Here is a 20,373-nt window from a genome sequence, read left to right as displayed (position 1 = left end):
CACCGCCACATGCGCGACATGGAGGCGTGCTTGATTGCGCGCGGCTTTGACAGCATTGTCATTATCCGTTGAAAAATCTGGGCAATTTCTGAACCTCCCAAGGAAGAATCATGGAAAGCAACAAAGTCCTCGTCGTCGGCGGCGCCGGCTACATCGGCTCGCACACGTGCCTCGAACTCGCGAAAAAGGGTTTCGAGCCCGTCGTTTACGACAACCTGTCGAACGGCCACGAGGAATTCGTCAAATGGGGTGTGCTCGAGAAGGGCGATATCCGCGATCGCGCGCGGCTCGACGAGGTGCTCGCTCGCCACAAGCCGCGGGCGATCCTGCATTTTGCGGCGATGATCGAGGTGGGAGAATCGGTGAAGGACCCGGTCTCGTTCTACGACAACAACGTCATCGGCACGCTCACACTGCTTTCGGCGGCGCTGGCCGCCGGCGTCGAGGCGTTCGTCTTTTCGTCCACTTGCGCCACCTATGGCCTGCCGGAAAGCGTACCGATCGACGAACAGCACCGCCAGGCGCCGATCAATCCCTATGGCCGCACGAAATGGGTGTGCGAGCAGGCACTGAAGGACTACGGACAGTACAAGGGCCTACGTTCGGTCATCCTTCGCTACTTCAACGCCGCCGGCGCCGACCCGGAAGGCCGCATTGGCGAATGGCATGAGCCTGAGACGCATGCGATCCCGCTTGCGATCGATGCTGCGCTCGGCCGGCGCCAGAGCTTCAAGATCTTCGGTACGGACTACGACACGCGCGACGGCACCTGCGTTCGCGACTACATCCACGTGCTCGATCTCGCCGATGCGCATGTGCGCGCCGTCGAACATCTGCTTAAAGGCGGGGACAGTGTCGAACTCAATCTCGGCACAGGCACCGGCACGACTGTCAAGGAACTGCTGACTGCCATCTCCGAGGTCTCGGGACGTGAGTTCCAGGTCGATCTCGTCGACCGTCGCGAAGGCGATTCGACGACGCTGGTCGCCAACAATGACAAGGCGCGCGACATTCTCGGCTGGGTCCCGAAATACGACCTCACCGACATCACGCGCACGGCCTGGAACTGGCATTCGCGCCGCAATCAGCACGGCTGAGACGCTCACCATGGCCGGCGCGGCGACAGCCGCCGCGTCGGACATTTTGTTGCTCGTCATGCCGAGTGTTGCATCGGCCTTGAGACAAGTGCCGCACGCAGACGCTGCGTCAGGGGCTTTTCAACTAGCCGGTATGCCAGAACGCCGAGGGCCGTACCCGCGGCCACCGCTATCAGCGCCGACGCGAGCGGGTTCACCCCGACAAGCGCGCAGGCCTTGACGACCACCGAGATGGCGAAGGTGTGCCAGAGGTAGATCGAATAGGACGCATCACCAAGCAGGATCGGCAGTCCACGCGGACGAAACCAGCCGGCGCGCTCTAGCGCCAGGGTGCCGATGACAAGCATCACCGCCAACGGCCCGAGGACGAGCGCGCCGAAAGGCAGGCCGAACACGGCAAGGGCCGCAAAACCTGCAACCGCCGCAATGATCAGCGCCGCACCGAGAGCGGGCCCTGCCATCCTTCCCTGCAGCCAGAATCTGGCAACAACCATGCCGGCCACGAATTCCAGCAGGATGGGTTGGGTATAGGTCACCACGAGCGCGTTTTCGCTCTCCAACACGAATCCAGCCGTAACCAGTGCCAGGAAGCCGGCGGTCATCGTGATCAGCCGCAGCGCTTGCGGCAGCAGCAGCGTGAGGGCAAAGACGGCGTAGAAGAACATCTCGTAATTCAGTGTCCAGCCCTGCACCAGCACCGGCCAGATTTCACCGTTGCTTGGAGACCGCATCGGCACGAACAGCAGCGAAGCAAGCACGTGACCATTGCTCAGGACAAGATTGGGGAACAGGCCGGCAAGGCCGCCGATCACCATCACCCCTGTGGCCAGCCAGTAGATCGGGACGACCCGTTGCACGCGATCGCGCAGGAAAGCCAGCGGCGACATCGGCCGCCGCGCGCTGATCACCCACATGATGAAGCCGCTGATCACGAAGAAGATGTCGACGCCGGCAGCACCGATTGCAAAGTGGTGCCCGGTCCGCTCGGCGGCGTGGAAGACGACGACACCAAGTGCGGCCACTGCCCTCAAATACTGGATGCCGTAGATCGTGCTCATCGCGCGCTCAACTTCCCGTTCATCGGTATCGCAACTGCCCGACCTGCAGGGCTGCCTGAGCAGGTCTAGGATCGGCGGCAGGCCGCTGCCGGCTGGCTTGCGGCAAAGTGAGTTTGCCGGCGGCGAAATAGAGCAGGAACGAACCGACGTGATACGGATTCATGATGTCGATCTCCACGAAGGAGCGGACCACCAGCAAGAGAGCGACACCGAAAAGCACGGACGACTGGATATCGTGATCTTCATTCAGAAGCCGCCGGGTGTGGCCAAGGGCCGTCACCAGCAGCACGACGGTCAGCAGAGTGAGCCCGATCAAGCCGGTTTCCACCATGGCCTCGATAAAGGTGTTGTGGAAATGGAACCCTGACCGCGTGGCAATATAGAACTCTTCCCAAAGGCGTTCCGGCTCCGAAAAGCCCTGCACCCAATAGGCCTGGTAACCGACTCCGAAGACTGGCGATGCCATCGCGGCTTCAATGCCCTGCTGCCAGAGATAGGTCCGGCCGGTGAGTGTCGAATCCTTGCCGAAGAGGCCGAGGACAAGGTCGATGCCGCCGCCATAGACGGCGGCAATCCCGAGCATTCCGCCACAGACGGCGGCTGCGAGGAACAGGCCCTTTCGATGGCGTGGCCGCAACAGGCCGACCCCGCGCATCCCAAGCCACAGGCCTATGATCAGCGCCGTGGTCAGCACCGATGTCGCCGACTGCGACGCAACGAGGCAATAGCCTGCAAGCAGAACGACCACGCCCGACGCGGCAAGCCAAAGGCCCCGCTCGCCGAGCGCCACCGGCGCGACGAAGGCAAAATAGATACCGAGCGAGGCGTAGAAACCGAGCTGGTTCTTTGACGCGAAGGCGCCGACGAAGCTGTAGGTACCGTCGAGCGGATCGAGGTGATAGACGCCGAAGAAGAGCGAATAGAAGAGCACCATGCCGATACCGGCCACGGCGCCCCGAGCGAGCGTCTTGACGCTGATGACGCGCACCGCGATCAGCGCGCAGACGACATGGGAAAGATACTGGATGCCCGTTCGAGCCGTCATGCCCGGTGCCGCCGACCAGAAGACCGACAGGCACGCAAACACGGCGAAGCCGACGATCCAGACATTTCTGCCGGCATGACCAAGCACACGCCGGTAGTCGACAACCACCAAAGGCAGCCACAGACCATAGTAGAGAAGGATCGACACCTGCCCGAAGCGGGCCGAATAAGCAAAGACAAAAATGGACAGCGCGACCGCTACGGCGCCATAGGCGCCGTTTCGGTCGGGAGAAACCAGACTGGCCTTTGCAATCTTCACGATCAATCCTGTTTCGTCGTCAGACCGGCCAAGACCTTGATCACGTCGCCCGGCAGGACCGGTGTGTTCTCGTCGGCGGCGATCTCGCTCGGCTTTCCGTCGCGCTCGCGCACGATCGAATAGGCGACAGCGGCTTCTGTCGTCTTGTCCTTGGATTGGGCCGCTTCGACCGACTGCATCAGCGCCTCCGTCATCAGGTCGCGGCTGGTGCCCAGCTTGATCGAGAGCGTGTCGAGTTCGGCCTCCGTGTTCTGCAGATCCTGCGCCAACTGGGCGTCCCAATCGTTGCGCAGATTGGTCTCGTCCTGGCCCGCCTTGCTCACATCCTGTTTGGCTTTCAGCGATGCCGTGTCGATATCGAGCAGGGCTGCCTGCAGTTCGGCGACACGTTGCTCTAGCTGCAGTTTGCGCTGGCTGAGCGCCAGCCCCTTTTCGGCAAGACCTTCGATCTTTTCGCGGTCTTCCATCACCAGCTCAAGCTGGCGGTTCTGCGTTACGGACTTTTTCGCCAGCGACTGGATTTCACTTTCAAGCAAGGACTTGAGGTCTGCGAGCGACGCCAGCTGCAGCTTCTGCTTGCGGTCACGCGACGCCATCAGCGCAGCCTCGCTGGCAAGAATCTTGTCGATACCGGGAATCTGCTTGAGATCATCCGGCAAGGTGATCCCCTCCTTCTCGGCAATTTCGGCCTGAAGGCGGGCGCGCCGGATCAGGAGCCGGTTGCGTTCGGCCGTCTGCACGCTCGAATCGCCATTGGCATTGATGTAGTCGCGGGCGAAGCGCTGGCCATTTTCCGCACGACGCAATCCGCCCCCAAGGCTCACCGCCTTCAGCACCGTCAGGTTGGGCACAAAGGGATACTCGCCGGGTTTCTCGACCTCGCCGGAGAGATAGACGGGACGATATTGCGCGAGCTCGACGGAGGCCGACGGACGATCCCGCAGGCCGAACAGGGTCTGCATCTTCTCGCCGATCGCCTCGCCGACTTCCGTGGTCGTCTTGCCGGCCGCCGGCAGGTCGCCGATGAAGGGCAAGGACAGGGTGCCGGAGGGGCCGACGGTGTATTCGCCGCTCACGACCGACCAGTCACGCACGGCGCCCTCGGCGGTCTGCCACTCGGCAACCCGTATCTTCAGCCTGTCCATCGTGCCGAGCTGGTAGTCCTCGGCGCGCGCCTGCGGCGAGCCAAGCAGGATCGCGGCCAGAAGAACGGCTTGGAAATGCGCCATCTTGCGGGAAAGGCGGGACTTCCCGGTCAATTCGTGTTGGTTCATGTGGGCTTCCCGATATCAAAGCGTCGACCCCGCGCCGGTTCGGGCGCGGGGTCTCAGACGCTTGTTTGCTCAGTAGCTGCCGCGCGAGAAGCAGACGGCAGGTATTGTTCTGACGACAATGGAAAAGTCGTTCAGCAGCGACCAGTTCTGCACGTAGTGCATGTCGAATGCGACACGCGCCTCGTAGGAGACGTCGTTGCGGCCGCTGATTTGCCACAAGCCGGTAAGACCCGGCCGCGACTGCAGGTAATAGACCGCAGCGCTGTCGTAGAGTTCGAGCTCGTCCTCGACGACCGGGCGTGGCCCGACGATGCTCATTTCACCGCGAATGATGTTGATAAGCTGTGGCAGTTCATCAAGGCTGAGCTTGCGCAACACGCTTCCAACGACGGTCACGCGCGGGTCGTGCTGCAATTTGCGGGTCGCACGCCATTCCTCGTAGGCACTCGGATTGCGTTTGAAATAGCGGTGCAGCACGCGGTCGCCATCGGCCCGCATGGTGCGGAATTTCAGGCAACGAAACGCCCTTCCATTATGCCCCACGCGACGGTGCGCGTAAAAGACCTTGCCTCCATCGGAGAATTTGACAAGGGCCATCAGCATCAGAAAGAGCGGGCTCAGGAAGGCGAGCGCCAGCGAGGCGGCGAGAATATCGAAGCCGCGCTTCGATATGCCGCCCACCGGCGGAAATGCCGCAGATTCTGCGGCACTGAAAAACGGCGAACTGGCCGATCTGGTCGCAGACTTCATAGAGATGGCTCCATTTACGTTGGCGATTGGTCGGTCTCCCCTGGGTGGGGCCTCTAGCCCGAACGGGCGCGCCCATCGAGAACAATGAACGTTTGGTTAGGATTTGCTTTTTGAAGGCGAAATAATGGCGGCCAGACCATCGGGGTGCGGCTCGCATATATATGGACTTTTGAATATGTAATATAGCATCCAGGGGTCGTAATTATATTATCTCCAAATGAAGTCTAAAATCCTCGACGTCAGCGTAATGCGTTTAATTATCCCGGTTACTTTGGCGGATAATGGCTGTGCCATCACAGTTATCTGTTTTCCTTGAGCTTTGGGATGGCGTGTTAATCGTTTGTGTCGACGAAAATTGTCTTTCGCCCTGCGAAATTGCTGCATCGCAACAAGTCTTCGCACCGCACAGGCTGCGCGTCTGCAAGGCGCAATCTTGTAACAAAAGTTGATCAGGCGACCTGCCCGGAGAGCATCGGGAGCCGGCCGTTCGCTGTGATCCGCACGAAGGCTGAAACGTCTGCGGAAAAATCCCTGGCAAGTGAAATCGGCGAGGCTCACGATCAACTGAATTTGATTCGTCTCCACTCGCTCTAAACGCGAGATAAGGATTTCGATGATAAAACGAGCATTGTCTTCGATAACCATTGGCGGTTGAAGCCATCGGGCGTCGCCAATATAGTGAAGGAACTCGCTGATAGTTCCGAGTGTGAGTTGACACCATGTATGCACCACGCGTCTTTGCAAGCATGCTCGGCGCCCTGGCGGTATTCGCCGTCGTTACCTACTTCCTCAACGGATCGCTGACGCCGACGTTGATACAGACGGCGATTTGCGCCGTTCTCATGCAGGTCGGATATTTCATCGCCATCGTCGTCCTTGTCTGGAAGAAGGCGCGAGAAGCCGAAAGGCAGGCTGCCGACGTTTCGCGCGCCTCGGGTGACGATGCTCCGGGCGGAAAGGCGCCACCGCTGAACCGCCCCGGGCCGATCAACCGCTAGAGGCCAAGCCTGGCCTTCCCGGATCTTCCTGGAAAAGCCATTCCCCAAAAATGCCATTCGCTTGACGCGATGACGACATGTTCGCATCCCATTGTGCCGCGCACGCCGAACGCCAGCAAACGATTGGCGCGACGGGCGTGAGACACGATGCTGGAGGCTTCATGACAACAGCCGCTGAGAGAGACGTCTGCGTTATCATCGCTGCCAAGGACGCAAAGGCGACAATCGCGCGCGCAGTCGTCTCGGCCCTTTCTGAGCCGGAGACCGCGGAGGTGATCGTCATCGACGATGGCTCCACCGACGGCACCGGAGATGCGGCGCGGGCCGCTGACGACCACACGGGGCGGCTCACCATCGTGCGCTTCGAAAGCAACCGCGGCCCTGCCGCCGCGCGCAACCATGCCATCTCGGTCAGTCGATCGCCGATGCTCGCGATCCTTGACGCGGATGACTTCTTTTTTCCCGGTCGCCTCGCCCGCCTGCTTGCCGAAAGGAACTGGGACCTCATTGCCGACAACATCGCCTTCATGGACGAAGCCGATGCCCCTGCAGCCGCAGCCGACGTCGAGGAGTTCCCGCCAGCGCCGCATCGGCTCGACCTCGTCGGTTTTGTCGACGGCAACATCTCAAGCAGGAATGCCAGGCGCGGAGAGATCGGTTTCCTGAAGCCGCTGATGAAGCGCGATTTCCTTGATGCCAATGGCATCCGCTATCGGGAACCGCTGCGCCTTGGCGAGGACTACGATCTCTACCTGCGGGCGCTGACCAAGGGGGCCCGCTACAAGGTCATCCACAGTTGCGGCTACGCCGCGATCGTTCGCGGCAATTCGCTGAGCGGCAATCACCGGACCGAAGACCTGAAACGGCTTTATGAGGCCGACCGCAACATCCTCGCGGCCAACAGCCTCGACAGGGAGGCGGCGGCGGCAATCCGACGCCACGAGCGTCATGTCCGCGGCCGTTATCTGCACCGGCATTTCCTTGATCTGAAGAAGAACAGGAGCGCGGCGGCAGCGATCGCGTACCTGTTGCGGCACCCCGGCTCCGTGTCGGCGATCGCAACCGGTATCCTTGCCGACAAGACGGCGCGCTTCAGGCGATCCGGCGAAGCGCCCATCGGACGCAGCGGATCAGGAAAGCTGCGCTACCTTCTCGCCGGCCCCTTGAACCGCCCGTAACTCGAACGGGCCGCGTCGCCACGTCAGAAATAGGCGCGGCGGATCGCGGCAAGCGCCTCTTGAAATCGATCCTTGCGCTCGGCAAGGCGATTGTCGTTGCTCAGTTGCGGCGCCGCCCGGGTCGCCTGCCAAAGCGCAAGCGTCGACGGCGCGGCCAGAACCTGCTTGGCGGCGCTGCGCAGGAACGTTTGCCTCGGCTCCCGCAAGGTGACGGTCGCATCGTCATCGGCAAGCCGGTGTTCGACGGGCCCGCCCTGGACAGCCTGTCCGTCCACGTCCATCCCCCAGAAGCGTGCTCCCTTGATCACCGCCTCGGCACGGCTTGAAACCGGTACGTGCCGTGGCTGGTAGACGACGCCAACGGTTTGCGCCCAATCGTTCCATTTGAAGCTGTTGATGCTGTCCGAGGTCGTAACTGCCACCCAGGGCACGCGAAACGCATCGGCGAGGATTGCTCCATGCATCGATTCGGCAACCACGAACTCGGACTGCGCAATCTCGCGGATCACACTTTTCGCCTCGCCGCGCGGGTCGATGTAATGCAGGCCGACGGTGCCGCAGGTGACGGGCCACATGCCGGCAATCGCACTCTCCCAGTGCGGAATGAAGCTACGCTTATGCAACTTCGGCAGGTTCCGGAATTCCGGCATATCCGCCACCATGACGGCCGGATCAATGATGCCGCGTTCTGCCGGTAGTCCGACCTTTGCTGCGGTCAACGGACCGCGGACGCAACGCAGGTCCCATTCCGCCGCGTTGCGCATGTCCGGCAACATTCCGTAGCCGAAGCCACTGCCGATGACGAGCTTTCGCCCGCCGTCCGGCAACAGCGCCCGATTGAGAACCGTGCCGACGCCGACGAGAAGGACGTCATCATGGACGTCGCGAAATCCCGGCAACAGGAAGTCCCATAGCCAGAGGTTGAGGTCATCGCCAAAGTTGCCGTGCTGCGATTCCCAGTAGTAGGGTTTCATGAGCGGTCCCTTCTTTCAAAGTGCCGGGTCATCTTGGACTTTTTCACCCGGTAACGTTCCGGATGCGGTCAGCGTGACCGCGACAGTTTGCTGACAGCCAGCGACAGTGCGCTTTGCAACAACCGCGGATCGCGCAGGACCCAGCGGGCCAAGAGCTGAAACTGCGGCGACTTGCGCTGCTTGAGCCGGCGGGCCTGGCTCCAGAGCGCCTGGCGGCGCGCCGTATGCTGGTAGGAGCGGATGGAGGCGATCGCCTGAGGTCTGCGGGTAAAACGTCCCTCCAGCGTTTCCAGAGCGACGTAGGTGTTGAACTGCTGCTGCAGGAATTCCGGCGAATCGTTGTCGATCGAGTGGAAGATGTTGATCCCCTCCCCCCGTTCGGCCCCGACCGCGTCGCACAGGATGACGCGTCTGGCTGAAAGGATGCAGTCGCAAAAGAAGAGCACGTCCTCCGCCGCGAGACGCAAGGCGGCATCGAAGCGGATCGTTTCGAAAAGACTGCGCCCGATGACCATGCACGAGAGATGCAGGAAGCTCCAGTTTTCCAGCATGACGTCCGTCAGGTCGGGCAGTTCGACGACGAGCGGCTCGTCCTGCAGCCGCACGGCGGTACCGCGTCCTTCAAGCGACGCAACGCTGAAATGGTAATAGAACGCGTCGCCCCCGGTGATCGACGCAAAATAGCAGTCGGCACCGAATCGGCACAGGCTGTCATAGGCGTTCTTGAGGTGGTCGACAGACCAGACATCGTCGGAATCGAGGAGTGCTACGAACTCCGTATCCTCAGGAACGTGGTCAAGTCCGGTGTTGCGGGCGCCGCCAGGTCCCAGGTTGGACTGGCGGATCACCGTTATGCGGGCGCGCTCGCCGGCAGCCAGCGGCTCCAGTTCTTCGTCGATCGGATATGGCGATTCGTCGTCTACAACCAGGACATGAAAGTCCTGAAAACTCTGTGCGAAGACCGAGGCCAACGCACGGCGAAGAATACCCGCCTCCTTCTGATAGTACGGAATAATAACAGTCAGCTTCGCCATCTTTTCGCCCCTGCGGTTTCTCTAAAAGAGTCTTGCTCGGTCCCGTTCCACCGGGGTGCGATCTCAGATCCAGCGCTTGTCCTTTGTCGATAAATCTTCAAAGGCCTCACAGGATGCTCACATGCCTTCAAATGTAAACGCCAAGTCTGTGACAAGGAACGTCGGCTGGAGTGTCCTTTCAAAGACAGGCACATTCGGGCTGAAATTTGTCACGGTGCCGATTCTGGCGCGGATCCTGTCTCCGGAGGAGTTCGGAACGGTCGCCGTTGCGCTGACGGTCGTGCAGTTTCTGGCGATGATCGGCGGCGCGGGCCTTGCCTCCGCGCTGATCGTCGAACGCGACGAAGACATGGCGCTGATCCACTCGGCATTCTGGGCGAATCTGGCAGTGTCGCTGCTGATGGCACTTGGACTTTTCGTCTTTGCTACACCGCTCGCAAACCTGCTCGGCGCGCCCGATGCCGCCCACCTGCTTGAGATCATGAGCCTTCTGATCCCGCTGCAGCTTGCCGGCGATGTCGCCTATTCGTTGCTTGCCCGGCGGATGAACTTCAGTAAGGACGCCGCCTGGACGATGCTCTCGGAGGTCGTGGGCGCACTCGTCGCCGTTGTCGCGGCACTTCTCGGATTCGGCATCTGGTCGCTGCTGTCGCAGCTCTTCGTCTCCGCGCTCATCCGCCTCGCCGGCCTCTATGCGGTATCTGGTTACGTTCCCCGGTTCAGCTTTTCCCCAACCCGGGTTCTTTCGCTCTGCCGCTTCAGCTTCGGCATGATGGGCGCCGAGATCGCCAACTTCATCACCTTCCAGTCGCCGATGGTGATCATCGGCCGCTATCTCGGGCTCTCGGATGCCGGCGCCTATTCGGCGGCGAACCGCTTTTCAAGCATTCCCAACCAGATCGTGCTCTCGGCCGTCATGGGCGTGCTCTTTCCGGCCTTCAGCCAGATGGCCGAAGACCGTGAACGGCGATCGCAGGCCCTGATGCTGAGCACGCAGGTCACGACCGTGCTGCTCGCGCCGATGATGTTCGGTCTCTGGGCGCTGGCCGAACCGGCAATGCTCGTGCTTTTCGGAAAGCAGTGGGCGGCCGCCTGGCCGGTGCTCGGGTTGCTTGCCCTGTCGAAAGGCCTGCTCACGCCGTGCAGCACCTACATCCCCTACCTGAAAGGCATCGGCCAGGGGACGCTGCTGTTCTGGTGGGCGGTGATCCGCGCCGTCGCCACGACAGGCGCTGTTGCCTATGGCGCGATCGGCGGGACGCTCGTCGAGGCGATGGTCGCGCTCTGCCTCGTCAATCTTGCAGCGCTCGTCGGTTATACCTGGGTCGTGCTGCGGGCCGACCGCCTGCCGTTCCTGCGTGGATTCCTGATGTCCGTCCGGCCGCTGGCCTCGGCCTTCGTCATGGCCCTTGTCGTCCGGTTGCTGCTGCAGGCCTATGGTTCGCTTCTGCCAAACGCGCTTCTCCAGGTCCTTGTCGGCACCGCAATCGGCTCGTTGATCTATCTTGTCCTGGTGCTCCTGACGGAGCGCCCGCTGCTTTTGAAGCTCCGCGACATGGTGCGCACGCGCGGGACTTCCGGCTCCATGCCGGCCGCGGCCGAGTAGGCGAGCGTCGCGACCGTCGGAAAAGCTGCCTCATCCTCGCCGCAATTCAACAAAGGGCACAGCCGGCACCCCGTTACCAACCGAAGATCAGCCAGAATAGCGCACACTTTTTCAGTGTATATCTGGCGTCACTACAAGCGTCGGCCCGCGGATATCAGCATTGGAAAATATTCCGCAACTAACGGGAAATACAGTCATTTCCCCATTCTCGTCACTGGAACAGATCTATTTCCGAGAAGCCGACGGAAATTGATTTGCTGCGCCGCAACATCCAGAGATCGATTTGTTTGTTGCGCTGCCATATTTTCATCCGTGCATGGGCCTAGCTTGGTGTTTGCGGGCTCTGGTCTGCTCTGTTGAAACGGCCGCCTCAAAACGTGCTGCCAGATGGGGGTGACGGACATCGTTGATGTGAACGCGAACATCTCGTCGCGTATCAATCTGATGCGCATCGTACTGATCTCGGGCATCGTGTTCGTTCACGTTCCCTATGATCCGGCGACCAGTCCCTATGCGGGCATTTACGGCGGCTTCGACTGGCTGCGTGTCTTCCTCGGGGACAGCCTCTTTCGCGTCGGCGTCCCCTGCCTGAGCGCAATTTCCGGATATCTTCTGTTTCGCAAGGGTCTCGACGGCTTTGATTACCGCAAGACGCTGGCCACCAAGGCGCGAACGGTCCTGCTGCCCTTCCTGTGCTGGAACGTCACCTTCCTGGCGGTCGTCTTCATCGCCCAGAGCAAGGGTGTCGGCACGGGTTACCTGCCTGACGTCGTCCATGCGGATGCGCGGCAATGGCTGAGCCTGGCGTTTGCGCTTGAGGGGATGCCGATCAACCTGCCGCTCTATTTCCTGCGCGATCTGCTGCTCTGCATCGTGCTTTCCCCGGTGCTCGGCTGGCTGATCAAGCGCTACCCGATGCAAACGCTCGGCGTGCTCATGGCCTATGCCGTGCTGCCGTTCCCGACCTGGATCTTCCTGAAGAAATCAATCCTCTTCGGCTTTGGCGCCGGCATCTATCTGAGCCTTCATCGCATCGACATCCGTCGTATGGATCGCTTCGCCTGGCAGATTTCCGCCGTCTTCCTGATTGCCGCCGTGCTGCTCTCGCTGTTGCTCTATCCGTTCGGGCCAAATTTTCCGGTCTGGCTCGATATGCTGCGCAACCTGATCGCGCTCTCGGGCATCGTCGGATCGTGGGCGATTTCCGCCCTTCTCGTCAAAACGCAGGCCGGCATGTTTCTCGGCCGCGGCAGCGGCCTCAGCTTCTGGATCTTCTGCACGCATTTCCCGCTGCTGGTGCTGTTGTGGATGATCTGGAACCGGATGGGATTTGGCTATTATCCGGCTTTCTACAGCACGGCGCCCTTCTTCACGATCGCGGTGCTCGCCTTGAGCTACGCCCTTGCCAGGGCGTGGTTTCCCGGCGTCACCGGCTTTCTCACCGGCAGCCGGACCGGGCTTGACCGCGACCTTGGCGCGCGGGCTGGCGCCGTTCGCTCCGCCCCCTCTCTTAAGCAAAGGACCTGACCATGAGATCCCAAAGACCTCACCGCCTCGCCCTTATCACCGTCGCCACAGTTGGCCTTTTCAGCCCGGCACTCGCCGAAGAACCGGCAGGCCCCGCGTCGTTCATCGACAACTTCGACACGCTCGACAAGTCCGTCTGGTACGTCTCGGACGGCTGGAACAACGGAGCGCACCAGAACTGCACCTGGTCGAAGAACCAGGTCAAGATCGACAACGGCATCGCGGTCCTGAGCTTCAAGGACGGAAAGCTCGGTGAGCGCAGCTATGCGTGTGGAGAAATCCAGACGCGCAAGCGCTTCAGCTACGGTACCTATGAGGCACGCATCAAGACGGCCGATGGTTCAGGGTTGAATTCGGCCTTCTTCACCTATATCGGCCCGGCCGACAAGAAGCCGCATGACGAGATCGATTTCGAGGTCCTCGGCAAGAACCCGGCGAAGGTTCAGCTGAACCAGTATGTCGCTGCCAAGGGCGGCAACGAGAAACTCGTCGATGTCACCGGCGGCGCCAATCAGGGCTTCAACGATTACGCCTTCGTCTGGGAAAAGGAGCGGATTCGCTACTACGTCAACGGCGAACTCGTGCATGAGGTCACCGACCCCGCAAAGATTCCGACCAACCCCCAGAAGATCTTCTTCAGCCTTTGGGGCACCGACACGCTGACCGATTGGATGGGCGCCTTTGCCTACAAGGGTCCGTCCACCATGCAGATCGATCGCGTCGCCTTCACGGCGCCCGGAGCGGATTGCCAGTTCGCAGAGTCCGTGGCCTGCCGGACGAATTGACAACGGCCGGCGATCTTTCATGCGAGGCGGCTGCGGCCGCAGCGCGCTTTTTTTTTTGCAAACCCATGTCCGGCCCGGCCCGGACAGAAGACCGGATGTTCATGCTGCAGATACTCTATTTCGCCCAGGACCTTGCCGACCCCGCCGTTCGCCGGCGGGTCATGATGCTGGCTGCCGGCGGCGCAAAGGTCAGGCTCGCCGGGTTCCGGCGCGGAACGAATCCGCTGGCTACCACAGAGGGTATCGAACCCATCGAACTCGGTTTCACCCATGACGGACGTTTTCTTCAAAGGATCGGCGCGGTAGCAAGAACACGGCTCTCGCTCAAGCAGTCGTTGCGCGGAGTCGAACGCCCGGATCTCATTGTCGCGCGCAACCTCGACATGCTCGCCATTGCAAGGAAGGCCGCCGGGATTTTCGGCAGCGACGTGCCGGTTGTCTACGAATGCCTCGACATTCACCGCCTGCTTCTGCGCCCGGATACGGTCGGGCGGACGCTTCGCGCCAGCGAGGCGTTCCTCGGCAGGGACGTCCGGCTGCTGATCACCAGCTCGCCGGCCTTCGTCGAGCATTATTTCCGGCCGCTATCCGGCATTGCGGCGCCAATGATGCTTTTGGAAAACAAGGTCCTCGAGCTTGACCAAACGACGGCGCGACCGACCGTTCCGCTGGCGGTACCGCCCAAGGACGGTCCCTGGCGGATCGGCTGGTTCGGTGCACTTCGCTGCAGACGATCGCTTGCGCTGCTCTCCGCCTTCTCCCGCCTGATGGACGGGCGCTTCGAGATCGTGCTGCGCGGCCGGCCCGCCTATTCCGAGTTCGATGATTTCGACGAGTTCGTCCGAAACGAACCGTTCATGCAGTTCCACGGCCCTTACCAAAGCCCGGAGGAACTGGCGGTGGTCTATGAGGACGTGCACTTCACCTGGGCGATCGACTTCTTCGAGCAGGGCAAGAATTCAAAGTGGTTGCTGCCAAACCGGCTCTACGAGGGATGCCGATACGGCCGCGTGCCGATCGCACTGCGCGGCACGGAAACCGCGCGCTTCCTTGCGATACGCGGCCTCGGCATGCTGCTCGACGAGCCCGCGCCGGAAGCCCTCGCGGCACTTGTCGGCGCAATCACGCCTGAGCGTTACACCGATGCTTCACGGCGGATCGCCGCGTGTGCGCCTGAAACCTGGATCTTCAACCGCAGCGACTGCGAAGACCTTGTGCGGCGCCTTGCAGCCGCGGCCACGGCCTCTCCTCCGCTCACCCAGAAAAGACGGACGCGAAGGCCCCGCAGTACGCCAACACCGCAGAACGAAGGTGGATTGTCATGAGCGCGCAAAGCCTGGTCTCGACACGAACCCTCATCGTCATACCCTGCCTGAACGAGGCGGAGCATCTGGAAGGCCTCGTCGAGGCACTGCGGCCCGCCGCAGCAAAGCTCAACGGCGCGATCGTCATCGTCGACGGCGGCAGCACGGACGGCACCCGAGAAATCGCGGCGCGCCTTACGGCCACCGGCCCGGCTGTGCTTTCCCTCGACAACCCCAAGCGTATACAGAGCGCCGCGATCAATCTGGCGGTCGCCGTCTTCGGCGCCGGCTACGACTACATGATCCGCATCGACGCCCACGGGACCTATCCTGAGGACTACTGCGAAACACTTGTCGAGGAAGCGCTCCGGACCAGCGCGGATTCGGTTGTTGTGGCAATGCAGACCGTCGGCTTCACGCCGTTCCAGAAGGCAACGGCCTATGCCCAGAACTCCAAGCTCGGCAATGGCGGTGCAAAGCACCGTCTTGGCGCTACGAGCCATTGGGCGGATCATGGCCATCATGCGCTGATCAGGATCTCGGCGTTCCAGGCGATCGGTGGCTATGACGAAATCTTCAGTCACAACGAGGACGCCGAATTCGACTATCGTTTCCACCAGTCCGGTTTTCGCATCTGGATGACGGACCGGACCAGCATGGTCTACTATCCGCGCGACAGGGTTGGCCCGTTGTTTCGCCAGTACTTCGCCTATGGTCGGGGGCGCGCGCGCAATGTCCTGAAACACCGGGCGTGGCCGAGCCTTCGCCAGCTTCTGCCGCTCGCGGTGGCACCGGTCGCCATCGGCGCCCTGCTCGCCGTGATCAACTGGCTTGCCGTCGTGCCGGTGGCGCTCTGGGCGGCTGCCTGCATCGGCTATGGCATCTGGATGGCCCTCGGGCAGAGAAACCCTTACGGCCCGCTCGCCGCGTTCTCGGCGATGATCATGCATTTTGCCTGGTCGGCCGGCTTCTGGCGTGAATTGCTGACCTCACGCAGCAGGAAGGTGGCGCCATGACCGCTGCACTCAACAGAATTCAGATCGACATCGCCGTTTGCACGTTCCGAAGGCTCGAGCTTCAGGAGACCTTGCATTCCCTCGCCCTGATCACCGTTCCCGATGCCGCCGACATTCGCATCATCGTCGCCGACAACGATGTGACGCCGACTGCCGAGCCGCTGGTCGACCAGATGCGCCCGACCATGCCCTTCGAGATCGTCTACGTGCACTGCCCGGCGTCCAACATCTCGATTGCGCGCAATGCCTGCCTCGGCAACAGCCGCGGGCACTACCTCGCCTTCGTCGACGACGACGAAACGGTATCGCGAACATGGCTTGTGCAGTTGCTCGATGTCGCCCGCGCCAGCGGCGCCGATGCCGTTCTCGGACCGGTTCGCGCCGAATATACCCTGTCCGCCCCGAACTGGATGCGCCGCGGCGACTTCCACTCGACCAGGCCGGTATGGGTCAATGGCGAGATCCTGACGGGATACACGTGCAATGTGCTGCTCGACCTCACCCGGCCCGTGCTTTCAGCCCGGTGGTTCAACCTCGAATCGGGGCGCAGCGGCGGCGAGGACACCGAGTTTTTCCGTCACATGCATGCCGCCGGGGGGCGCATCGCCTATGCGCCGGACGCACTCGTGTTCGAGCCGGTGCCTGAGAAGCGGGCCCGGCTTGCCTGGCTTGCAAAGCGTCGGTTTCGCTCCGGCCAGACCCACGGTCGCCTTCTCAACCAGCCTGCCCGAGCTGGAGGACGGCTCGTCGAGATTGCCCGTGCCCTGGCGAAGTCGGGCTATTGCGCGGCTGCCAGCCTGGTTTTCGCGGCCTCGCCGGTCACGCGCTCCCGTTATGCCCTGCGCGCGATCATGCATGCGGGCGTCGTCAGCGGACTTCTTGGCGTGCGAGAACTTGAGCAATACGGAGCGGTTGCCGCGAGATGATGCGATCCTCACCAGACGTCAGCTTTGTCATTGCGGCCTATAACGCAGCCGACACAATTCGCCGCGCGGTCAACAGTGCGCTCGCGCAGGAGGGCGTCGACGTTGAGGTGATCGTCATCGACGATTGCTCCAGCGACGATACGTGTGCCGTCGTGGCAGGCTTCGGCGATCCGCGGGTACGATTGGTCCGACTTGCCAGAAACGGAGGGCCGGGTGCTGCCCGCAATGCGGGGATCGATGTCGCACGCGGCCGCTGGATCGCAATCCTCGACGCCGACGACAGCGTCAGCCCACAGCGGCTTGCGCGCATGACCAAGCTCGCCTCTGACGCCTCTTCTGAAATCGTCGTCGACAACATCGACGTCGCAAACCTCGACGGGCGCATCGAACGGATGTTTCCGGACGCCGAGCTCGCGCGCCACCCGACGATGTCGCTCGCAGCCTTCATCGGGTCCAACGTGCTGTTCCGCTCCACCTACAATTTCGGCTACATGAAACCGGTCTTCGAGCGGCGCTTTTTGATCACCCATGGCTTGCGGTTCGAAGAAGGCATCCGGATCGGCGAAGACTATATCCTGCTCGCTTCCGCACTTGCCCTTGGCGGGCGCTGCGCCGTCGATCCGTCCGCCGGCTATTGCTACCACATCCGCAAAGGCTCGATTTCCCGTGTTCTCGAGCTTTCGCATGTCGAGGCAATGGTCGCTGCCGACAGGGATTTTCTTGCAAAGTACGAGATCAGTGGGCAGGCGATGGCAATGCAACGCCGACGCGACCGGAGCCTTCGCGAGGCGCACGCCTTCCTTCGCCTCGTCGCGCAGCTGAAATCCAGGTCATGGGTCGGTGCAACGCAGGTTGCCTTCAGCAACCCAGGGGCGCTCCGGCATCTCAAGATGCCGGTTGCCGCGCGGCTGCGTCGTTATCTGGATCCGGTCGCCCGCGCCGCGCGGCCAACGGCCGCTGAACGATCTGCAACGGGCGAAGGCCCGCAAGCGAGCAAAGGGTAGGACCATGAGCCTTGTCGGCGAAATAGCGCCCCAACCCATCAAGGGCGGCTGCGCAATTGCCTCGGCGGCAAAGGACGTGGCTCCGTCTCATCAAGGCCGCATCTGCGCGGCATAACTGGCTGAGGCGCCCTTTCGAAAGGGCGCCCGCCTTCGAACGAAATCGAACGGACAGAGTGCCCATGAACCAACGAAGCCTCCCCTTCAACAGCGCATCGCGCAACACCGAAGAGCCCGATGGCTTCATCGATCTCGATCGTCTTTATTCGGCCGTCGTCCGACGCGCTCGGATGATCGGACTGTTCGTGGCCCTCTTCGTCGGGCTCGGGATCGCCTATCTGCTGTTTGCGACACCCTTGTACACATCGATGACGCAGATCCTGCTCGACGAAAACCTGTCGAAATTCGCCGAAGAGCAGACGCCGCCGCAAAATGCCCAGTTGCTCGATACCCAGATTGCGAGCGCTGTCGAGATCCTGAAATCCGGCGAACTCGCCTTGCGTGTCGTCGACAAGATGAACCTTGCCGACAACGACACGGTTCTCAATCCGCCGCGATCGCCGGTGGATATTGTCAAGGACGGGCTGAAGTCCGTGGCTGGGCTTGTCTCGAACGAGCCCGAGGTCTCCGAGGATATGGCCCGCAATGGCCGACGCCAGAAGGCAGCCGCACTCCTCCAGCAGCAACTGGCGGTCGAACGCGTGACGCGCAGTTCGGTCGTGTCGCTGGCCTATCGTTCCAGCGACCCGCAGCTTGCCGCCGGGATCGTTCGGACGTACGCAGAGGCTTATCTCAATGATCAGCTGAACGCCAATTTCGAGGCCACGGAACGGGCGTCCGTCTGGCTGCAGGAACGCCTGGCCGACCTCAGGCAACGTGCGCAGGCAGCGTCTCTCGAGGTCGAGAAGTTTCGCAGCGAAAACGGCCTGACGCTTGCCCGGGGCGAGCTCATGTCGGAGCAGCAGCTCGCGGACCTCAACAGCCAGCTCATCATCGCCCAAGCCGACAGCGCAAGCGCGTCCGCCCGTTACAAGCAGTTCCAGGCGATCATCGATCAGGGGCCAGAAGAGGCCGTGAAGAACGCGACGATTTCGGCGAAAGAAGGCGACAACTCGGTGATCCGCGACCTGCGCACCCGTTATCTCGCCGTGAGCAAGCGTGAACAGGAAGTGTCGCAGAGCTTCGGCGCCGACCATCCCCAGGCGGTATCGCTGCGCAAGGAAAAGACCGACATCGGTCGGCAGATCTTCCAGGAACTGCAGCAGCTGACGGCAAGCTACCGCAACGAATACGAGGTCGCGCGCTCACGCGAGGCTTCCTTGCGCGAGAACATCGAGGGCACCACCGGCCGCAATTCCGACGCCAACGTCTCGCTGGTGCACCTGCGGGAGCTCGAGCAGAAGGCCGCGGCGCTGAAGACCCTCTATGAAACCTATCTCAACCGCTATGAGCAGGCATCGCAGCAACGCTCCTTCCCGATCGCCAAGGCACGCGTGATATCGGCGGCCGGCGTGCCGGCCTCGCCGTCGAGCCCGAAGAAGACCTTGGTGCTGGCACTGTCGACCGTGCTCGGACTGATGGCGGGTGGCGCTTTCGCCGCTTTCCAGGAGTTTCGCGAGCGCACGTTCCGGCTGGAGAGCGACGTGCGCGCGATCCTTGGACACCGGTCGTTCGGCTATGTGCCGCTGCTTGGGACGGCTCCGACGAGTGCTGCGGATCTCGTTCGCGCCAAGCTGATGAAAGGCAAGGCCTCGCCAGGACCGGAGCAAGGAACGCCCTCCTTCGAACGCCTCAGCCGCATGGTGCTCGACGCGCCGCGCTCGTCCTTTGCCGAAACATTCCGCAATGCCAAACTCGCCTGTGACCGGATGCTCGGCGGCAATGGTTCGCGGGTCATCGGCATCGCTTCGGCGGTACCGGACGAGGGCAAGTCGATTGTGGCTGCGAACTTCGCAGCACTTCTTGCCGCAAGTGGCAAGAAGACGCTTCTTATCGACGCAGACATCCGCAAGCCGGGCCTCAGCAAGATGATCAACCCGCCGCCGAAAGCTGGGCTCGTCGAGGTGCTGACCGGCGAGGCGTCCTGGCCGGCCGGCATCAAGATCGACCAGCAGACGAAGCTCGCAATCCTGCCGGTCGGCGGCGAAGTGGCGACGCGCAGCGATCCCCATGACAGCCACGAGCTTCTGGCCTCCCCCGCCATGGCCGAACTCATCGACAACGCCCGCAGGTCGTTCGATTACGTGGTCGTCGATCTTGCGGCCTTGGCCCCGGTCGTCGACGCCAAGGCGTTCTCGCCGCTTGCCGACGGGTTCCTGTTCGTCGCCGAGTGGGGCCGCACGCCGTCACGGCTGGTGCGCGACCTGCTCGGCGCAGAACCGCAGATCGACGGCAAGATCCTCGGCGTCATTCTCAACAAGACGGACATGAGCGAACTGGCGAAGTACAGCGACTTCGACGGCGCCGAACACTATCGCCACCGTTTTGAAAAATATTACCTTGAGAACACCGGAACCCGCCGCAAGAGCGAGGCTGCGTGAGA

General features: G+C 61.9%; 17 protein-coding genes. 11 read left to right on the top strand and 6 right to left on the bottom strand.

The window, feature by feature from the left end; genetic code table 11:
* Positions 1–110 precede the first annotated feature (110 nt).
* Positions 111–1,097 (top strand): UDP-glucose 4-epimerase GalE, encoded by a 987-nt coding sequence (galE, locus tag VGO12_RS31710; protein WP_327516704.1) that lies wholly within the window; start codon positions 111–113, stop codon positions 1,095–1,097.
* 56 nt (positions 1,098–1,153) lie between these two features.
* On the opposite strand, the gene VGO12_RS31705 is transcribed toward galE, so the two are convergent.
* The 4 genes from VGO12_RS31705 to VGO12_RS31690 form a co-directional block, all read right to left on the bottom strand.
* The gene (locus tag VGO12_RS31705) at positions 1,154–2,155 is read right to left on the bottom strand and encodes an acyltransferase (RefSeq protein ID WP_327516703.1); all 1,002 of its coding nucleotides are present in this window, start codon (positions 2,153–2,155) and stop codon (positions 1,154–1,156) included.
* A 19-nt stretch (positions 2,156–2,174) separates the two neighbouring features.
* Entirely contained in the window at positions 2,175–3,458 is a 1,284-nt protein-coding gene (locus VGO12_RS31700) for an O-antigen ligase (protein WP_327516702.1), read from the bottom strand.
* Positions 3,459–3,460: 2 nt separating this feature from the next.
* Positions 3,461–4,687, bottom strand: a complete 1,227-nt coding sequence (locus VGO12_RS31695; RefSeq protein WP_327516758.1) for a polysaccharide biosynthesis/export family protein — start codon at positions 4,685–4,687, stop codon at positions 3,461–3,463.
* A gap of 114 nt (positions 4,688–4,801) precedes the next feature.
* Positions 4,802–5,482 (bottom strand): sugar transferase, encoded by a 681-nt coding sequence (locus VGO12_RS31690; protein ID WP_327516701.1) that lies wholly within the window; start codon positions 5,480–5,482, stop codon positions 4,802–4,804.
* 719 nt (positions 5,483–6,201) lie between these two features.
* Here VGO12_RS31690 and VGO12_RS31685 point away from each other — a divergent pair.
* Together VGO12_RS31685 and VGO12_RS31680 are read left to right on the top strand one after the other, a co-directional pair.
* Positions 6,202–6,480: an exopolysaccharide production repressor protein gene (locus VGO12_RS31685; RefSeq protein ID WP_327516700.1), complete on the top strand. Its 279-nt coding sequence runs from the start codon at positions 6,202–6,204 to the stop codon at positions 6,478–6,480.
* A gap of 161 nt (positions 6,481–6,641) precedes the next feature.
* Positions 6,642–7,658 carry a glycosyltransferase family 2 protein gene (locus VGO12_RS31680; protein ID WP_327516699.1) on the top strand — a complete coding sequence of 339 codons (1,017 nt, stop codon included), beginning with the start codon at positions 6,642–6,644 and terminating at the stop codon, positions 7,656–7,658.
* A gap of 23 nt (positions 7,659–7,681) precedes the next feature.
* On the opposite strand, the gene VGO12_RS31675 is transcribed toward VGO12_RS31680, so the two are convergent.
* Positions 7,682–8,632: a polysaccharide pyruvyl transferase family protein gene (locus tag VGO12_RS31675; RefSeq protein ID WP_327516698.1), complete on the bottom strand. Its 951-nt coding sequence runs from the start codon at positions 8,630–8,632 to the stop codon at positions 7,682–7,684.
* 68 nt (positions 8,633–8,700) lie between these two features.
* Entirely contained in the window at positions 8,701–9,666 is a 966-nt protein-coding gene (locus VGO12_RS31670; RefSeq protein ID WP_327516697.1) for a glycosyltransferase family 2 protein, read from the bottom strand.
* A 121-nt stretch (positions 9,667–9,787) separates the two neighbouring features.
* Between VGO12_RS31670 and VGO12_RS31665 the strand changes: the two genes are divergently transcribed.
* The 8 genes from VGO12_RS31665 to VGO12_RS31630 all read left to right on the top strand — a co-directional run bounded on the left by VGO12_RS31665 (position 9,788) and on the right by VGO12_RS31630 (position 20,371).
* The gene (locus tag VGO12_RS31665; protein ID WP_327516696.1) at positions 9,788–11,272 is read left to right on the top strand and encodes a lipopolysaccharide biosynthesis protein; all 1,485 of its coding nucleotides are present in this window, start codon (positions 9,788–9,790) and stop codon (positions 11,270–11,272) included.
* 411 nt (positions 11,273–11,683) lie between these two features.
* Positions 11,684–12,799: an acyltransferase gene (locus VGO12_RS31660; protein WP_327516695.1), complete on the top strand. Its 1,116-nt coding sequence runs from the start codon at positions 11,684–11,686 to the stop codon at positions 12,797–12,799.
* A 2-nt stretch (positions 12,800–12,801) separates the two neighbouring features.
* Complete coding sequence (locus VGO12_RS31655; RefSeq protein ID WP_414650807.1) at positions 12,802–13,584, top strand: glycoside hydrolase family 16 protein; 783 nt, start codon at positions 12,802–12,804, stop codon at positions 13,582–13,584.
* A 101-nt stretch (positions 13,585–13,685) separates the two neighbouring features.
* Positions 13,686–14,909 (top strand): glycosyl transferase family 1, encoded by a 1,224-nt coding sequence (locus VGO12_RS31650; protein WP_327516694.1) that lies wholly within the window; start codon positions 13,686–13,688, stop codon positions 14,907–14,909.
* Positions 14,906–15,904 carry a glycosyltransferase family 2 protein gene (locus tag VGO12_RS31645; protein WP_327516693.1) on the top strand — a complete coding sequence of 333 codons (999 nt, stop codon included), beginning with the start codon at positions 14,906–14,908 and terminating at the stop codon, positions 15,902–15,904. Before VGO12_RS31650 ends, VGO12_RS31645 begins: the two co-directional genes overlap by 4 nt.
* A complete protein-coding gene (locus VGO12_RS31640; protein WP_327516692.1) occupies positions 15,901–16,830 on the top strand; it encodes a glycosyltransferase in 930 nt (309 codons plus the stop codon). The genes VGO12_RS31645 and VGO12_RS31640 overlap by 4 nt, the downstream gene beginning before the upstream one ends.
* Positions 16,827–17,834, top strand: coding sequence for a glycosyltransferase family 2 protein (locus tag VGO12_RS31635; RefSeq protein WP_327516691.1), 1,008 nt, complete (start codon positions 16,827–16,829; stop codon positions 17,832–17,834). Before VGO12_RS31640 ends, VGO12_RS31635 begins: the two co-directional genes overlap by 4 nt.
* 179 nt (positions 17,835–18,013) lie before the next feature.
* The gene (locus tag VGO12_RS31630; protein ID WP_327516690.1) at positions 18,014–20,371 is read left to right on the top strand and encodes a polysaccharide biosynthesis tyrosine autokinase; all 2,358 of its coding nucleotides are present in this window, start codon (positions 18,014–18,016) and stop codon (positions 20,369–20,371) included.
* The last annotated feature ends 2 nt before the right edge of the window (positions 20,372–20,373 follow it).

Source organism: Ensifer sp., assembly GCF_035999135.1.
Lineage (GTDB): Bacteria > Pseudomonadota > Alphaproteobacteria > Rhizobiales > Rhizobiaceae > Ensifer.
This window is presented reverse-complemented; position numbering and strand designations above follow the sequence as displayed.

Coding starts and splice junctions, on each gene's coding strand:
- galE (WP_327516704.1), top strand. CDS start 111: ATGGAAAGCAACAAAGTCCTCGTCGTCGGCGGCGCCGGCTACATCGGC.
- VGO12_RS31705 (WP_327516703.1), bottom strand. CDS start 2,155: ATGAGCACGATCTACGGCATCCAGTATTTGAGGGCAGTGGCCGCACTT.
- VGO12_RS31695 (WP_327516758.1), bottom strand. CDS start 4,687: ATGGCGCATTTCCAAGCCGTTCTTCTGGCCGCGATCCTGCTTGGCTCG.
- VGO12_RS31690 (WP_327516701.1), bottom strand. CDS start 5,482: ATGAAGTCTGCGACCAGATCGGCCAGTTCGCCGTTTTTCAGTGCCGCA.
- VGO12_RS31685 (WP_327516700.1), top strand. CDS start 6,202: ATGTATGCACCACGCGTCTTTGCAAGCATGCTCGGCGCCCTGGCGGTA.
- VGO12_RS31680 (WP_327516699.1), top strand. CDS start 6,642: ATGACAACAGCCGCTGAGAGAGACGTCTGCGTTATCATCGCTGCCAAG.
- VGO12_RS31675 (WP_327516698.1), bottom strand. CDS start 8,632: ATGAAACCCTACTACTGGGAATCGCAGCACGGCAACTTTGGCGATGAC.
- VGO12_RS31670 (WP_327516697.1), bottom strand. CDS start 9,666: ATGGCGAAGCTGACTGTTATTATTCCGTACTATCAGAAGGAGGCGGGT.
- VGO12_RS31665 (WP_327516696.1), top strand. CDS start 9,788: ATGCCTTCAAATGTAAACGCCAAGTCTGTGACAAGGAACGTCGGCTGG.
- VGO12_RS31655 (WP_414650807.1), top strand. CDS start 12,802: ATGAGATCCCAAAGACCTCACCGCCTCGCCCTTATCACCGTCGCCACA.
- VGO12_RS31650 (WP_327516694.1), top strand. CDS start 13,686: ATGCTGCAGATACTCTATTTCGCCCAGGACCTTGCCGACCCCGCCGTT.
- VGO12_RS31645 (WP_327516693.1), top strand. CDS start 14,906: ATGAGCGCGCAAAGCCTGGTCTCGACACGAACCCTCATCGTCATACCC.
- VGO12_RS31640 (WP_327516692.1), top strand. CDS start 15,901: ATGACCGCTGCACTCAACAGAATTCAGATCGACATCGCCGTTTGCACG.
- VGO12_RS31635 (WP_327516691.1), top strand. CDS start 16,827: ATGATGCGATCCTCACCAGACGTCAGCTTTGTCATTGCGGCCTATAAC.
- VGO12_RS31630 (WP_327516690.1), top strand. CDS start 18,014: ATGAACCAACGAAGCCTCCCCTTCAACAGCGCATCGCGCAACACCGAA.